The 15,411-nt window shown below is 71.9% G+C and carries 12 protein-coding genes; 11 read left to right on the top strand and 1 reads right to left on the bottom strand.

The window, feature by feature from the left end:
• Nucleotides 1-90: 90 nt before the first annotated feature.
• Complete coding sequence (locus ACFY4B_RS38390) at nucleotides 91-1,449, top strand: aspartate aminotransferase family protein (protein ID WP_049651899.1); 1,359 nt, start codon at nucleotides 91-93, stop codon at nucleotides 1,447-1,449.
• Between the two features lie 67 nt (nucleotides 1,450-1,516).
• Complete coding sequence (locus tag ACFY4B_RS38395; RefSeq protein ID WP_387975824.1) at nucleotides 1,517-2,719, top strand: spermidine/putrescine ABC transporter substrate-binding protein; 1,203 nt, start codon at nucleotides 1,517-1,519, stop codon at nucleotides 2,717-2,719.
• 3 nt (nucleotides 2,720-2,722) lie between these two features.
• Here ACFY4B_RS38395 and ACFY4B_RS38400 read toward each other — a convergent pair whose 3' ends face one another.
• Nucleotides 2,723-4,375 carry a PucR family transcriptional regulator ligand-binding domain-containing protein gene (locus tag ACFY4B_RS38400; RefSeq protein ID WP_074001528.1) on the bottom strand — a complete coding sequence of 551 codons (1,653 nt, stop codon included), beginning with the start codon at nucleotides 4,373-4,375 and terminating at the stop codon, nucleotides 2,723-2,725.
• Between the two features lie 312 nt (nucleotides 4,376-4,687).
• Here ACFY4B_RS38400 and ACFY4B_RS38405 point away from each other — a divergent pair, with 312 nt between their 5' ends.
• The 9 genes from ACFY4B_RS38405 to ACFY4B_RS38445 all read left to right on the top strand — a co-directional run bounded on the left by ACFY4B_RS38405 (nucleotide 4,688) and on the right by ACFY4B_RS38445 (nucleotide 15,225).
• Nucleotides 4,688-6,199 (top strand): gamma-aminobutyraldehyde dehydrogenase, encoded by a 1,512-nt coding sequence (locus ACFY4B_RS38405; protein ID WP_049651902.1) that lies wholly within the window; start codon nucleotides 4,688-4,690, stop codon nucleotides 6,197-6,199.
• A gap of 54 nt (nucleotides 6,200-6,253) precedes the next feature.
• Complete coding sequence (locus ACFY4B_RS38410; RefSeq protein WP_375877697.1) at nucleotides 6,254-7,504, top strand: extracellular solute-binding protein; 1,251 nt, start codon at nucleotides 6,254-6,256, stop codon at nucleotides 7,502-7,504.
• Between the two features lie 40 nt (nucleotides 7,505-7,544).
• A complete protein-coding gene (locus tag ACFY4B_RS38415) occupies nucleotides 7,545-8,687 on the top strand; it encodes an ABC transporter ATP-binding protein (protein ID WP_074001531.1) in 1,143 nt (380 codons plus the stop codon).
• Entirely contained in the window at nucleotides 8,684-9,613 is a 930-nt protein-coding gene (locus ACFY4B_RS38420) for an ABC transporter permease (RefSeq protein WP_375877699.1), read from the top strand. Before ACFY4B_RS38415 ends, ACFY4B_RS38420 begins: the two co-directional genes overlap by 4 nt.
• Nucleotides 9,613-10,416: an ABC transporter permease gene (locus ACFY4B_RS38425; RefSeq protein WP_375877700.1), complete on the top strand. Its 804-nt coding sequence runs from the start codon at nucleotides 9,613-9,615 to the stop codon at nucleotides 10,414-10,416. The genes ACFY4B_RS38420 and ACFY4B_RS38425 overlap by 1 nt, the downstream gene beginning before the upstream one ends.
• Before the next feature lie 63 nt (nucleotides 10,417-10,479).
• Nucleotides 10,480-11,874: an NAD(P)/FAD-dependent oxidoreductase gene (locus ACFY4B_RS38430; RefSeq protein WP_375877701.1), complete on the top strand. Its 1,395-nt coding sequence runs from the start codon at nucleotides 10,480-10,482 to the stop codon at nucleotides 11,872-11,874.
• A gap of 226 nt (nucleotides 11,875-12,100) precedes the next feature.
• Nucleotides 12,101-12,532 (top strand): hypothetical protein, encoded by a 432-nt coding sequence (locus tag ACFY4B_RS38435; RefSeq protein ID WP_049651908.1) that lies wholly within the window; start codon nucleotides 12,101-12,103, stop codon nucleotides 12,530-12,532.
• Nucleotides 12,533-12,655: 123 nt separating this feature from the next.
• Complete coding sequence (locus ACFY4B_RS38440; RefSeq protein ID WP_387975835.1) at nucleotides 12,656-13,429, top strand: nucleotidyl transferase AbiEii/AbiGii toxin family protein; 774 nt, start codon at nucleotides 12,656-12,658, stop codon at nucleotides 13,427-13,429.
• Nucleotides 13,430-13,701: 272 nt separating this feature from the next.
• Nucleotides 13,702-15,225, top strand: coding sequence for a CoA-acylating methylmalonate-semialdehyde dehydrogenase (locus ACFY4B_RS38445; RefSeq protein ID WP_049660358.1), 1,524 nt, complete (start codon nucleotides 13,702-13,704; stop codon nucleotides 15,223-15,225).
• Nucleotides 15,226-15,411 lie beyond the last annotated feature (186 nt).

A 15,411-nucleotide genomic window follows, 5' to 3' on the forward strand; every position in this document is an offset into this window, starting at 1 on the left:
CTGTGTCTTTGCACCCTGTCGACGGTTGGCGCGACCGGCTGACAGGATGGAACTGCCCTTCGGGGACGGGCCCGCCCTAGCCTTACCGGCATGAGCATTCCCACCGCTGACTCAGCCGCCGGCCAGGCCGTCAAGGCCGTCGACCGCGCGCACGTCTTCCACTCGTGGTCCGCCCAGGCGCTGATCGACCCCCTCGCGGTGGCCGGCGCCGAGGGCTCGTACTTCTGGGACTACGACGGCAACCGCTACCTCGACTTCTCCTCGCAGCTGGTCAACACCAACATCGGCCACCAGCACCCGAAGGTGGTCGCCGCGATCCAGGAGCAGGCGGCGAAGCTCTGCACCATCGCCCCCGGCTTCGCGGTCGAGGCGCGCAGCGAGGCCGCCCGGCTGATCGCCGAGCGCACCCCCGGCGACCTGGACAAGATCTTCTTCACCAACGGCGGCGCCGAGGCCAACGAGAACGCCATCCGGCTGGCCCGGCTGCACACCGGCCGGCAGAAGGTGCTGTCCACCTACCGCTCGTACCACGGCGCCACCGCCAACGCGATCGCCCTCACCGGCGACCCGCGGCGCTGGCCCAACGAGAGCGGCGTCTCCGGCGTGGTGCACTTCTGGGGGCCGTACGCCTACCGCTCCAACTTCCACGCCGAGAACGAGGCGCAGGAGTGCGAGCGCGCGCTGGAGCACCTGGAGCAGGTGATCGCGTTCGAGGGGCCCGGCACCGTCGCGGCGATCATCCTGGAGACCGTGGTCGGCACCGCGGGCATCCTGGTCCCGCCGGCCGGCTACCTGGCCGGGGTGCGGGAGATCTGCGACCGCTACGGGATCGTGTTCATCCTGGACGAGGTGATGGCCGGCTTCGGCCGCACCGGCGAGTGGTTCGCCGCCGACCACTGGGGCGTCACCCCGGACCTGCTCACCTTCGCCAAGGGCGTCAACTCGGGCTACGTGCCGCTGGGCGGCGTGGCGATCAGCGCCGAGATCGCGGCCACCTTCGCCGAGCGGCCCTTCCCCGGCGGGCTCACCTACTCCGGCCACCCGCTGGCCTGCGCCTCCGCGGTGGCGACCATCACCACCATGGCGGAGGAGGGCATCGTCGAGAACGCCAAGCACATCGGCGAGACGGTGCTCGGCCCCGGCCTGCGCGAGCTGGCCGAGCGGCACCCGTCGATCGGCGAGGTCCGCGGCCTCGGCGTGTTCTGGGCGCTGGACCTGGTGAAGAGCCGGGAGACCCGCGAGCCGCTGGTGCCCTACAACGCGGCCGGCGCCGCCAACGCGCCGATGGGCGAGCTGGCCGCGGCCTGCAAGCAGCGCGGGCTCTGGCCGTTCGTCAACATGAACCGCTTCCACGTCGTCCCGCCGTGCACCGTCACCGAGGAGGAGGCCAAGACCGGCCTCGCGGTCCTGGACGAGGTGCTGTCGCTCACCGACGCGCACACTGTCTGACGTACCAACCAGGACGGCCCCGAGCACCCGCGTGCCCGGGGCCGTCCCACGCTCCGGAAGGCCGCTCATGCCCAGCAGCTCCACCCTGACCCGCCGTCCTCCCGCCTCCAGCCCCGTCCGCCGGCGTTCCGTGCTCGGCGGGGCCGCGCTGCTCGGCGCCGGCGTGCTGACCGGTTGCGGCATCCCGGCCGCGTACGTGGCCGAGGACCGCCGCTCGGCGCCGGACCGTTCGGAGGACGACAAGCGGCTCGTCTTCTCCAACTGGACGCAGTACATCGACACCGACGACGCGGGCGGGCGCCCCACCCTGGACGCCTTCAGCGAGAAGACCGGGATCGCGGTCGGCTACACCGAGGACATCAACGACAACGACGAGTTCTTCGGCAAGATCAGCCCGGTGCTCACCCAGGGCGCCGCCCCCGGCCGGGACCTGATGGTGATCAGCGACTGGATGGCCGGGCGGTACGTCTCGCTGGGCTGGGTGCAGGCGATGGACCGGGCCAACCTGCCCAACGTCACGGCCAACCTGGACCCGCAGCTGGCCGACCCGGCCTTCGACCCCGGGCGCCGGCGCAGCGTGCCGTGGCAGTCCGGGATCACCGGCATCGCCTACAACCGCAAGGCGCTCGGCCGGGAGATCAGGTCCACCGCCGACCTGTGGGCGCCCGACCTCAAGGGCCGGGTCACGCTGTTCGCCGGGCTGGACGAGGCGCTCGGGCTGCTGATGCTCTCCCAGGGCGCGGACATCGCGAAGTTCACCGACGACGACGCGCGCCGGGCGATGGACCTGGTGCAGAAGTCGGTGGACAGCGGCCACGTCCGGCGCTTCACCGGCAACGACTACACCAGCGACCTCGCCTCCGGTGCGGCGCTCGCCTGCCAGGCCTACTCCGGCGACGCCGTTCAGCTCACCGCCGAGAACCCGGACATCGAGTTCGTGGTGCCGGAGGAGGGCGGCGAGCTGTGGGCGGAGAGCCTGATGATCCCCAACCGGGCCGCCCACAAGCGCAACGCCGAGCTGCTGATCGACTACTACTACCAGCCCGAGGTGGCCGCCGAACTCGCCGCGTTCGTCCAGTACATCTGCCCGGTGCCGGCCGCCCGCGAGGTGCTGGCGGCCAGCGGCGACAAGGAGAAGGCCGAACTCGCCGAGAACCCGCTGGTGTTCCCGACCGACGGGATGCGCGCCCGGCTGCACACCATGCGCGACGTCACCTCGGCCGAGCGGCCCGAGCTGCACAAGGTCTGGGGGCGCATCACCGGGGTGTGACCGCTACCGCCGGACGGCGTCCAGGGCGAGCAGCGCCACGTGCAGGGAGAGGCAGGACTCCACCTGGTCGAGGTCGACGCCGAGGATCCGCTCGACCTTGTGCAGCCGGTCGTAGAAGGACGGCCGGGACAGGTGCGCGGCGTCCGCGGCGGCCGACTTGTTCCGGCCCTGCTCCAGGTAGATCCGCAGCATCTGCACCAACTGGCCGTTGTGCTCGGCGTCGTGGGCCAGCAGCGGGCCCAACTCCCGCTCCACGTACGTCTGCAGCCGGGCGTCGTCGCGCAGCAGGTGGAGCAGGCCGCGCAGCCGGACGTCCGGCAGGCGGTAGTAGGAGGAGCTGCGGCCGCCGGGCGCGTCGTGCAGGGCGGCGTCGGCGACCTGGGTGGCCTCCAGCAGGGTGCGCCGGGCGTCGCGCACCGAGCCGACCGAGGAGCCGACCGCGACCACCGGGCCCGCCGGGTCGCCGCCCTCCCGTCCGGCCTCGGCGGACATCCGGCGCAGCGCGGCGGAGAGGGCGTCCAGCGAGGCGTGCTCGTCCTGCTGGGTGCCGAGCGTGATCAGCAGCCCGACGGCCTCGTCGTCCAGCGCGCCGACCAGGGCGGTCAGCCGGCAGGCCCGGACGGCGCCGGCGGCCAGTTCGGTGAAGTCGCGCAGCCGGGCCTGCGCCTCCAGCGCGGCCGGGATCGGGCCGCGCCGCTGCCGCAGCACCACGCCGACCAGCCGGCGGCCCTCCAGCGGGATGCCGAGGGCCTGGGCGCGCAGCGCCGCCTCGGAGACGGTCAGCGCATGGGTGAGGATGCCGGACAGCAGGGTGCGGTGGGTCTGCCGCTCCAGGCTCTCCCGGTCGCGCACCACCAGCCGGTTGAGCGCCAGTGCGGAGGCGCCGCGCTCCAGCAGCATGGTGTGCGGGTGGGCCTCGCCCTCGGGCAGCGGGCCGGGCTCCTGCACCAGCACCAGCCGGCCCCAGTCCTGGCCGCGGGCTCCGACGGTGGTGACCAGCCAGCCGCTGCGCGGGTCGTGGCCGGTGCGCCCGGCCGGACGGACGCCGCGCGAGCGGCGCTCCCAGTCCTCCAGCACCTCGGCCTCCGGGCGTCCGGCGGCGTCGTGGGCGAGCACCTGGTGGGCCAGGTTCTCCAGGACGACGGGGGCGCCGGCCATCCGGGACACCTGGCGGATCACCTCGGGCGGCTCGGCGCCCTCCACCACCAGCTCGTTGAAGACCTGGTGGACCGACTCGGAGATCCGCAGCTGCTCCAGCTGGGAGTTGACCACCAGGGCGTGCACGGCCTCGGTGACGGCGACGAAGCGCAGCTCGCGGCGGAGCGTGATCAGCGGCAGTCCGCGCTGCTCGGCGGCGTTGACCAGGGCGCGGGGGAGCGAGTCGAAGTAGCGCCGCCCGAACTCGACGACCAGGCCGGCCACCCCGACCTCGTCCAGCTCGCGCACGTAGCGGGCCAGGCCCTCGCGGTCCTCGGGCAGCGCGATGCCGGTGGTCAGCACCAGTTCGCCGCCGCGGAGCATCCCGGCGACGTCGGGCAGTTCGCTGACGTGGACCCAGCGGACCGGCCGCTCCAGGTGGTCGGCGCCGGCCACCACCTGGGGCAGGCCGCGCCGCATCACGTCGAGGTCGAGGACTCGGGCGACGGTGGGGAGCATCGCGGGCCTCCGGGGCTGTGGAGAGCGGAGCCGGGGCTCCGGGCGTTCTGGTTTCGGGTGACGCGGTCAGGGTGACGCGGTCGGGGTGTGCGGTCAGGGTCGTGCAGTCAGGGTGTCAGGTAAATCATCCATCCCCCCGACGACCTGTTGCCCTGCCCGCACCCTTGCACCCTGTAAGGCCCTTCGTGCCGAGGTTGTCGAAGTGACCCTTGTCACCCCAACCCCGCAGCAGGCAAGGTCAGCGGGACCGCAGACCCCCACCGCGGACGCGTGACCCCGCAGCGGTCGAACCACGGCACTTGGAGGAACCAGATGGACCTGACCGACTTCGGCCCGGGCGCGCAGTACATCGCGGGACGCCAGACCAGGGGGAGCGGCGAGCCCTTCCAGGTCGTCAACCCCGCCGACGGCAGCGTGGTCGAGCAGGTCGCGCTGGCCACCGCCGGGGACGTGGACACCGCCGTCGCCGCCGCCAGGGCGGCCCTGCCCGGCTGGTCCTCGGCCACCCCCGGTGCGCGCTCCGAGGCGCTCACCCGGCTGGCCGCCGTGCTGGCCGGGGCGGCCGACGACCTGGCCCGGGTGGAGACCGCGCAGACCGGCAAGCCGGTCAAGCTGGCCACCGAGTTCGACGTGCCCGGCACCGTCGACAACGCCGCCTTCTTCGCCGGCGCCGCCCGCAACCTGGAGGGCAAGGCGGCCGGCGAGTACTCCGGCGACCACACCTCGTACGTGCGGCGCGAGGCGGTCGGCGTGGTCGGCTCGATCTCGCCGTGGAACTACCCGCTGCAGATGGCCGCCTGGAAGATCCTCCCGGCGATCGCCGCGGGCAACACCATCGTGCTCAAGCCGGCCGAGCTGACCCCGCTGACCTCGCTGATGTTCGCCCGGGCCTGCACCGCCGCCGGCATCCCGGACGGCGTGGTCAACGTGGTCACCGGCGCCGGGCGCACCGCGGGCGAGCACCTGGTCGGGCACCCGGACGTCGCGATGGTCTCCTTCACCGGCTCCACCGGCGTCGGCAAGCGGGTCGCCGAGATCGCCACCGCGGGCGTCAAGCGCACCCACCTGGAGCTCGGCGGCAAGGCCCCGTTCGTGGTCTTCGACGACGCCGACCTGGACGCCGCGGTGCACGGAGCGGTCGCGGCCTCGCTGATCAACGGCGGCCAGGACTGCACCGCCGCCACCCGCGCCTACGTCCAGCGCCCGCTGTACGACGCCTTCGTGGCCGGGGTGGCCGAGCTGTACGCGGCGATCCGGATCGGCGACCCGCTGAACCCGCGCACCGACCTCGGCCCGCTGGTCTCGTACGCCCACCGGGACCGGGTGGCCGGCTTCGTGGAGCGCGCCCGCTCGTACGCCACCGTGGTCACCGGCGGCCGGGCCCCGGAGAAGGGCCACGACGGCACCGACCTCACCCGGGGCGCGTACTACCGGCCGACCCTGATCACCGGCGCGGCCCAGGACAGCGAGGTCGTGCAGGGCGAGATCTTCGGCCCGGTGCTGGTGGTGCTGCCCTTCGACGGCGACGACGAGGGCCTGCGGCTGGCCAACGACACCCCGTACGGGCTGGCCGCCTCCGCCTGGACGAGCAACGTGCACCGCTCGCTGCGCGCCACCCGGGAGATCGCGGCCGGCTGCGTCTGGGTCAACGACCACATCCCGATCATCAGCGAGATGCCGCACGGCGGCTACAAGGCGTCCGGCTACGGCAAGGACATGTCCCAGTACTCGCTGGACGAGTACACCCAGGTCAAGCACGTCATGTTCGACACCACCGCGGTGGCCCGCAAGGACTGGCACCGCACCGTCTTCGGAGACAGATAACCCCCGGACCACGCGGGTGCCCCCACACCCCATCTCCCCCAGGAGGCCCGTTCCATGGCGTTCAACGAGCTCACCGACGGTCTGCCCGAACCGGTCCGAAGGGCCTGGGAACGCAGTCTGACCAGCGGCCGGGCCGCGCTCGGCCGCCGCACCCTGCTGCGCGCCGCCGCGCTGAGCGCCGGAGCGGGCACCCTGGCCGCCTGCGGGATCCCGGCGGCCCCCCGGGCGACCGGCGACTCGACCGCGAACGCCGCCAAGGACCTCTCGGAGACGCAGAAGGAGGTCGACTTCTCCAACTGGCCGCTGTACGTGGACACGGACGAGAAGGACAAGGAGAAGCACGGCACCCTGGAGGCCTTCACCGAGGCCACCGGGATCAAGGTGAAGTACAACGAGGACGTCAACGACAACGTCGAGTTCTTCGGGAAGATCAAGCCGCAGCTCGCCTCCGGCCAGGACACCGGCCGCGACCTGATGGTGCTCACCGACTGGATGGCCGCCCGGCTGATCCGGCTCGGCTGGGTGCAGAAGCTCAACCCGGCGAACGTCACCACCGCGATCACCAATATCGAGTCGCGCTTCCGCGCCCCCGACTGGGACCCGGGGCGGCTCTACTCCTACCCGTGGGCCGGCATCCAGACCGTCGTCGCGTACAACCGGAAGGCGACCAGGGGGAAGGAGGTCACCAGCGTCTCCCAGCTGCTGGACGATCCCGACCTCAAGGGCCGGGTCACCTTCCTCTCCGAGATGCGCGACAGCATCGGGATGGTCCTGCTGGACCAGGGCAGGAGCACCGAGAGGTTCACCGCCGACGACTTCGACGGCGCGGTCGCCCGCCTCCAGAAGGCCGTCGACAGCAAGCAGATCCGCCGCTTCACCGGCAACGACTACGGCCAGGAGCTCTCCGCCGGCGACATCGCGGCCTGCATCGCCTGGGGCGGCGACCTGATCCAACTGCGCGCCGACAACCCGGACATCGAGTTCGTCATCCCGGAGAAGGGCTACATCGCCTCGACCGACAACATGCTGGTCCCGGCCAGGGCCCAGCACAAGGCGAACGCGGAGAAGCTGATCGACTTCTACTATCAGCCGAAGATCGCGGCGCAGCTGGTCGCGGGCATCGGCTTCGTCTCCGCCGTCACCGGGATGAAGGACGAGCTCGCCGGCATCGCCCCGGACACCGCGGCCAACCCGCTGGTCGTACCCACCCCCGAGATGGCGGGCAGGGCGCACGTGTTCCGCACGCTCTCCGAGAGCGAGGAGAGCGACTTCGAGCAGAAGTTCTCCAAGCTCATCGGCGCCTGACCCCCGCTCCCGGCAGAGAATCCCAGGAAGACACCACCCCATGACAGACCAGCAGCGCGACGCGGCCGTCGGCGGCGACGTCCGGCTCACCGGCATCGGCAAGACCTACGGCTCCTTCACCGCCGTCCACCCGCTCGACCTGACCGTCCCGCAGGGCTCGTTCTTCGCCCTGCTCGGCGCCTCCGGCTGCGGCAAGACCACCACCCTGCGCATGATCGCCGGCCTGGAGGAGCCCACCAGCGGCACCGTCCTGATCGGCGGCCAGGACGTCACCGCCCTGCCCCCGTACAAGCGGCCGGTGAACACCGTCTTCCAGAGCTACGCGCTCTTCCCGCACCTGGACATCTTCGAGAACGTCGCCTTCGGCCTGCGCCGGCGCGGCAGGAAGGACGTCAGGAAGCAGGTCGAGGAGATGCTGGAGCTGGTCGAGCTCGGCCAGTACGCCCGGCGCAAGCCGCACCAGCTCTCCGGCGGCCAGCAGCAGCGCGTCGCGGTCGCCCGCGCACTGATCAACCACCCGCAGGTGCTGCTCCTGGACGAGCCGCTCGGCGCGCTCGACCTCAAGCTCCGCCGCCAGATGCAGCTGGAGCTCAAGCGGATCCAGACCGAGGTCGGCATCACCTTCGTGCACGTCACCCACGACCAGGAGGAGGCCATGACCATGGCCGACACCATCGCGGTGATGAACGGCGGCCGGGTCGAGCAGCTGGGCGCCCCCGCCGACCTGTACGAGAACCCCGCCACCACCTTCGTGGCCAACTTCCTCGGCCAGTCCAACCTGCTGCCCGCCGAGGTCACCGGCACCGAGGGCGGCGACCTGCTGCTCAGCGCGGCCGGCGCCCGCCTCGCGGTGCCGAAGGCGCGCTGCGCCACCGACGCCAAGCGCGTCCACCTGGGCGTGCGCCCGGAGAAGATCACCATCACCCACGCCTCCGAGCAGGTCGCCGACGGCCGCAACCGGCTGGCCGGCACGGTGCTCGACTCCAGCTTCATCGGCGTCTCCACCCAGTACGTGGTGCGCACCGACGGCGGCCAGGAGGTCACCGTCTTCGAGCAGAACATGGAGCGCGACGCGCGGATCGTCCCCGGCGCCGCCGTCCAGCTGCACTGGAACCCGGCGCACTCCTTCGCCCTCGACGCCGCCCAGGCGATCGACGCGGGCACCGCGGAGGAGGCCGCATGACCGCCACCACCCCGGCCGCGCCACCCCAGGTCATACCGCTGGAGGGACCGGCGCCGAAGCCCAGGCGCAAGCTCACCCCGTACTGGCTGCTGCTTCCCGGCATCGCCTGGCTGGTCGTCTTCTTCGCCGTCCCGCTGGTCTACCAGGCGTCGACCTCGCTGCAGAGCGGCTCGCTCGAAGAGGGCTTCAAGGTCACCTGGCACATATCGACCTACTGGGACGCCCTGGTCGAGTACCGGTGGCACTTCCTGCGCTCGTTCTCCTACGCGGCCGTCGCCACCGTGCTCTGCCTGGCCGTCGGCTACCCGCTCGCGTACACGATCGCCTTCAAGGCGAGCAAGCGCTGGCGCAACGTCATCCTGATCCTGGTCATCGCGCCGTTCTTCACCAGCTTCCTGATCCGCACGCTGGCCTGGAAGACCATCCTGTCCGACGGCGGCCCGGTGGTCGGCGCGCTGAACGCGCTGCACGTCCTGGACGTCACCAACCTGCTCGGCCTGACCAGCGGCGACCGGGTGCTGGCCACGCCGCTCGCCGTGGTCTGCGGCCTGACCTACAACTTCCTGCCGTTCATGATCCTGCCGCTGTACACCTCGCTGGAGCGGATCGACCCGCGCCTGCACGAGGCGGCCGGCGACCTCTACGCCCGGCCGTTCACCACCTTCCGCAAGGTCACCTTCCCGATCTCGCTGCCGGGCGTGGTCGCGGGCACCCTGCTGACCTTCATCCCCGCCTCCGGCGACTACATCAACGCCCAGCTGCTGGGCTCGCCGAGCGAGCAGATGGTCGGCAACGGCATCCAGAAGCAGTTCCTGAACGTGCTCGACTACCCCACGGCCGCCGCGCTGAGCTTCATCCTGATGGCCCTGATCCTGGGCATGGTGACGGTCTACATGCGCAAGGCCGGGACGGAGGATCTGGTCTGATGTCCCGGATTTCCAAGTGGATCCGCGCCCACCTGGTGGTGCTGGCCGGCCTGCTGGCCCTCGCCTACCTGGTGCTGCCCAACCTGGTCGTGCTCGCCTTCTCGTTCAACAAGCCGGTGGGCAAGTTCAACTACGAGTGGAACGAGTTCTCCACCGACGCCTGGACCAGCCCCTGCGGCGTGGCCGACATGTGCCAGTCGCTCTCGCTCAGCCTGCAGATCGCGGTGCTCGCCACCGTCGGCGCCACCGTGCTCGGCACCATGGTCGCCTTCGCACTGGCCCGCTACCGCTTCCGCGGCCGCTCGGCCACCACCGCGATGATCTTCCTGCCGATGGCCATGCCCGAGGTGGTCATGGCCGCCTCGCTCGGGACGCTCTTCCTCAACATGCGCATCCCGTTCGGGTTCACCACCATCCTCATCGCCCACATCATGTTCTGCCTCAGCTTCGTGGTGACGGCGGTCAAGGCGCGCGTGATGAGCATGGACCCGAGGCTCGAACAGGCCGCCCAGGACCTCTACGCGACCCCCGTCCAGACCTTCCTGAGGGTCACCCTGCCGCTGGCGGCGCCCGGCATCGCGGCGGGCGCGCTGCTCAGCTTCGCGCTCTCCTTCGACGACTTCATCATCACCCAGTTCAACTCGGGGCCGACCACGGTCACCTTCCCGATGTTCGTCTGGGGCGCCTCGCAGCGCGGCATCCCGGTGCAGGTGAACGTCATCGGCACCGCGATGTTCCTCGCCGCCGTCCTGCTGACCGTCGTCGGCCAGTGGCTGGGCAACCGCCGGAAGGCCACCGCCTGACGTACGGTCGACGACGGTGGCCAGTACAACCATCACCTATTCGTAGAAAGTGGCTGATAATGCATGGACTCCGCCCGCGCACTCAGTGACGCCAGGCCCACCCCCTTCTGGCTGGAGGATCCCGGCCGGCCGGCGGCACTGCCCGCCCTGGTCGGCGACACCACCTGCGACCTGCTGGTCGTCGGCGGCGGCTACTCCGGCCTGTGGACCGCCCTCATCGCCAAGGAACGCGACCCCTCGTTGGACGTCGTGCTGGTCGAGGGCAACGAGGTCGGGTGGGCCGCGTCCGGGCGCAACGGCGGGTTCTGCGCGGCCAGCCTGACCCACGGCTTCGGCAACGGCCTGGACCGCTGGCCGTCCGAACTGGCCCAGCTGGAACGCCTCGGTGCCGCCAACCTCGACGGCATCGAGGCCACCCTCAAGCGCTACGGCATCGACGCCGAGTGGGAGCGCACCGGCGAGATCGACGTCGCCACCCAGCCCCACCAGGTCGAGGAGCTCCACGAGATCGCCGAGGCGGTCGCCCGGTACGGCTTCGACATCACCGTCCTGGACGCCGACCAGCTGCGCGCCGAGGTCGACTCGCCGACCTTCCTCGGCGGCCTCTGGGACAAGGAGGGCGTGGCGATGGTCCACCCCGCCAAGCTCGCCTGGGGCCTCAAGGACGCCTGCCTGGGCCAGGGCGTGCGGATCTTCGAGCACACCCGGGCCACCGACCTGCGGGAGCACGGCAGCGGCATGGCCGTCCGTACCCCGTACGGCCGGGTCTTCGCCCGCAAGGTCGCGCTCGGCACCAACGTGTTCCCGTCGCTGCTCAAGCGGGTCCGCCCGTACGTCGTCCCGGTGTACGACTACGCGCTGATGACCGAGCCGCTCAGCGAGGAGCAGCTCGCCGCGATCGGCTGGCGCGGGCGCCAGGGCCTCGGCGACAGCGCCAACAAGTTCCACTACTTCCGGCTCTCCGCCGACAACCGGATCCTCTGGGGCGGCTACGACGCGGTCTACCACTTCGGCGGCCGGGTCCGGCACGAGTACGACCAGCGGCCGGAGACCTTCCGCACCCTGGCCAACCACTTCTTCCGCTGCTTCCCGCAGCTGGAGGGCCTGCGCTTCACCCACGCCTGGGGCGGCGCGATCGACACCTGCAGCCGCTTCTCGGCGTTCTTCGACACCGGGTACCGGGGCAAGGTCGCGTACGCGGTCGGCTACACCGGGCTCGGCGTCGGCGCGACCCGCTTCGGCGCCGAGGTGATGCTCGACCTGCTGGCCGGCGAGCGCACCGAGCGCACCTCGCTGGAGATGGTGCGCAGCAAGCCGCTGCCGTTCCCGCCCGAGCCGGTGCGCTGGGCCGGGATCGAGCTCACCACCCGGTCGCTGGAGCGGGCGGACCGCAACGGCGGCCACCGCAACCTCTGGCTGCGCACCCTCGACCGGCTGGGGCTCGGCTTCGACAGCTGAACCGTTCAAACGCTGAACCACTGGAACGCTGAAATGCTGAACCGCTGATCTGCCGAAACGGCTGAAGCCGTTGAAACCGTTGAAACCGTAGAAACCACGAACGCCCGTAGCCGGGTGCCCCTAGTCGTGTAATCGGGACCCGCCGTCCGCCTCTCCTTGGTGACGGCGGGTCTCGCTCTTCCCGCCGTCTCCGAACAGTACGAACGGCAAGAAGCGGGGACACGACATGGAGACCACCGGACTGCACTGGCTCGCCCAGGCGGCACCGGACCCGGAGGCCTTCCGGGACCAGTGGGAGCGCACCGGGCTGGGCCTGGTGCTGCTGCCGGCCGGCCGGCGTTGGGACGTCCTCTCCGTCCCCGGACGGCTCGGGCGCCCGGCCGCGGAGGTCCTGGACCCGCGCACCCGCGGTCCGGTCCTCACCGACTTCGGGGGCGGGCAGGTCAGCTTCCTGGTGCCCGTCGGCACCGCCGCCCGCTGGATCGGCACCGGCGTGCGCGGTGCGGGGGAGGGCACCTGGATCGTCGTCCCGCACCCCGGGCGCCGCAGCCGGGGCGTGCGCTGGCTGGTCCCGCCGGACGGCTCCGGGCGGCTCACCGACCCGGTGCTGCTGGAGCTCGCCCTGCACGAGGCGGCGGCCCGGCTCGGCGGCTGGTGAGCCGCGCCGTCTCGTGCGGAACCGGGGGCCCGGGGGCGTGAGGAGGTGCCCGGGGGCGCCCGGTAGCGCTCCGGGCGCCCGGCAACTGGCGCGCGGAACGGGCGGTCGCGTCAGACTGGAGGCGTGACCACCGTCCCGCACGCCGTCGACGCGTCCCTCCGCCCGGGCCCCGCCCAGCTGCGCCTGGCCGCGCTGGCCGCACCCGTCTGCGACCGGTACGGCCTCGCCCTGGCGGGAGGGCACGCGCTGCGCGCCCACGGCGTCGCGGCCTGCCCGCAGGACGGGCTGACCCTGGCGACCGGCGGCGCCGACCTGCCGGAGGTGGCCGCCGCGCTGGGCGAGGCGTACCGGGCGGCGGGCGGCGGGGCCGTCGAGCGGCCGGGCACACCGCGGCTGGAACAGCTCACCGTCCGGCTGGCGCTGGGCGGGCGGTCGCACTCGGTGGAACTGCGCAAGGAACCGCTGGGACACCGGCCGGTCCGGTTCGACCTCGGTGCGCCCGGACCGGACGAGCCCCCGGCGGTGCTGCCGGTCGTCGCCCTGGAGGACGCGGCCGCGCTGACCACCGCGCTGCTCGTGGACCGGGGCATGCCCCGCGACCTGATCGACGTGCACGCCCTCACCCGCTGCTACCGGGAGGGCGAGCTGCTAGCACTGGCAGCCGAGTTGGACCCGGACTTCCAGCCCGCGGCGCTGGCCGAACGGCTGGAGGCGCTCGCCGAGGCGGCGGACGGGCGGTTCCGCGCCCGGGGCGTGCCGGCCGGGGAGGTGGCCGAGCGGAAGCGGTGGGCGCTGGCCTGGGCGCAGGACCTGCGGCTGGACCTGCTGGAGACCCGGGAGGCGGCGGACGGGCTGCACGACCCGTACCTGGAGGAGCCGGAGAACGGGGAGTCCTGACGCCCTGGTCCCGCGGGTGCCCGCGGTGTTTGGGTGCCCGTGCCGTTGGGGGCATTCGTGGTGGGTTCACACGTTCGGGCGAGTGACCGGACGACCTGTAAGGCTGAATCCACGATCCCCGTCAGCCTGTTCGTTGAGCTGCGCCGGAGCGGCCACCAGACTGGGAGACGAGCGCGGTAGCCCCGTGATTCCCGTCGCCCGGCCCACGTGCGGGCGGCGCCAGACCGGACCGGTGGCAGGACGCCGCCCGGGACTTCGGAGGCAGACGGACCTTGAGCAAGCACATCATTCACTGGATCGGCGGCAAGCCCGTCGCCACCGCCGGTGCGGCCCCCCGTCGCGGCGAGGTCTTCGACCCGGCCACCGGCCAGGTCGCCGGCCAGGTCGACTTCGCCGAGATCGCCGAGGTCGACCAGGCCGTGGCCGCCGCCGCTTCGGCCTTCACCGAGTGGCGCACCGCCTCGATCGCGAAGCGGACGACGGTGCTGTTCGCCTTCCGCGAGCTGCTGAACGCCCGCCGCGACGAGCTGGCCTCGATCATCGTGGCCGAGCACGGCAAGGTGCACTCCGACGCGCTCGGCGAGATCGCCCGCGGCCTGGAGGTCGTGGAGTACGCCTGCGGCATCCCGCAGCTGGTCAAGGGCGGCTTCACCGAGCAGGCCTCGACCGGCGTCGACGTCTACTCGATCCGCCAGCCGCTCGGCCCGGTCGCGATCATCTCGCCGTTCAACTTCCCGGCCATGGTGCCGATGTGGTTCTTCCCGATCGCCATCGCGGCCGGCAACACCGTCGTGGTGAAGCCCTCGGAGAAGGACCCGTCCGCCGCCAACTTCCTCGCCGAGCTGTGGAAGGAGGCCGGCCTGCCGGACGGCGTCTTCAACGTCGTGCACGGCGACAAGGTGGCCGTCGACCGCCTGCTGGAGCACCCGGACGTCAAGTCCGTCAGCTTCGTCGGTTCCACCCCGATCGCCCGCTACGTCTACGAGACCGGCACCCGCTACGGCAAGCGCGTGCAGGCCCTGGGCGGCGCCAAGAACCACATGCTGGTCCTGCCGGACGCCGACCTCGACCTCGCCGCCGACGCCGCCGTCAACGCGGGCTTCGGCGCGGCCGGCGAGCGCTGCATGGCGGTGTCCGTGCTGGTCGCGGTCGACCCGATCGGCGACGAGCTGGTCGAGAAGATCAAGCAGCGGATCGCCACCCTGAAGGTCGGCCCCGGCTGCAACGGCGAGTCCGAGATGGGTCCGCTGGTCACCGGCCAGCACCGGGACAAGGTCACCTCCTACGTGGAGTCCGGGGTCGCCGACGGCGCCGAGCTCGCGGTGGACGGCCGCAAGCACCCGGTCACCGCCGAGGACCGGAACGGCTCCCCGACGGCCGACGGCTTCTGGCTCGGCCCCACGCTGTTCGACCACGTGAAGCCCGGCATGTCCGTCTATAACGACGAGATCTTCGGCCCGGTCCTCTCGGTGGTGCGCGTCGACTCGTACGAGGAGGGCCTGGCGCTGATCAACGCCAACCCGTACGGCAACGGCACCGCCCTCTTCACCAACGACGGCGGCGCGGCCCGGCGCTTCCAGTTCGAGGTGGAGGTCGGCATGGTCGGCATCAACGTGCCGATCCCGGTCCCGGTCGCCTACTACTCCTTCGGCGGCTGGAAGGCCTCGCTGTTCGGCGACGCCCACGCGTACGGCCCGGACGGCGTGCAGTTCTTCACCCGGGGCAAGGCCGTGACCCAGCGCTGGCTGGACCCGTCGCACGGCGGCATCAACCTGGGCTTCCCCACCAACAGCTGATCCGCACGGCACCACCGGCCGGACCCCTCTCCCCGGGGTCCGGCCGGCCGTCTTTGCACGACGTTTGCATCGGTGCGTGGAAGCGCGTACAGTTCTTCGAGCTGCCTGGCAGGGAGCACCGGACACGCATCTGCGCGGACGGTCCCGCGGTGGCCAATCCTCTGAAACACCACTTCCGGTTCGTGC

Origin of the sequence: Kitasatospora sp. NPDC001261, assembly GCF_042896795.1 — a bacterium.
Classification (GTDB): domain Bacteria; phylum Actinomycetota; class Actinomycetes; order Streptomycetales; family Streptomycetaceae; genus Kitasatospora.

Bases quoted from the DNA above. Each gene is read 5' to 3' on its own strand.
- ACFY4B_RS38415 (WP_074001531.1), top strand. From the start codon at position 7,545: ATGACAGACCAGCAGCGCGACGCGGCCGTCGGCGGCGACGTCCGGCTC.
- ACFY4B_RS38430 (WP_375877701.1), top strand. From the start codon at position 10,480: ATGGACTCCGCCCGCGCACTCAGTGACGCCAGGCCCACCCCCTTCTGG.
- ACFY4B_RS38420 (WP_375877699.1), top strand. From the start codon at position 8,684: ATGACCGCCACCACCCCGGCCGCGCCACCCCAGGTCATACCGCTGGAG.
- ACFY4B_RS38390 (WP_049651899.1), top strand. From the start codon at position 91: ATGAGCATTCCCACCGCTGACTCAGCCGCCGGCCAGGCCGTCAAGGCC.
- ACFY4B_RS38400 (WP_074001528.1), bottom strand. From the start codon at position 4,375: ATGCTCCCCACCGTCGCCCGAGTCCTCGACCTCGACGTGATGCGGCGC.
- ACFY4B_RS38405 (WP_049651902.1), top strand. From the start codon at position 4,688: ATGGACCTGACCGACTTCGGCCCGGGCGCGCAGTACATCGCGGGACGC.
- ACFY4B_RS38425 (WP_375877700.1), top strand. From the start codon at position 9,613: ATGTCCCGGATTTCCAAGTGGATCCGCGCCCACCTGGTGGTGCTGGCC.
- ACFY4B_RS38435 (WP_049651908.1), top strand. From the start codon at position 12,101: ATGGAGACCACCGGACTGCACTGGCTCGCCCAGGCGGCACCGGACCCG.
- ACFY4B_RS38395 (WP_387975824.1), top strand. From the start codon at position 1,517: ATGCCCAGCAGCTCCACCCTGACCCGCCGTCCTCCCGCCTCCAGCCCC.
- ACFY4B_RS38410 (WP_375877697.1), top strand. From the start codon at position 6,254: ATGGCGTTCAACGAGCTCACCGACGGTCTGCCCGAACCGGTCCGAAGG.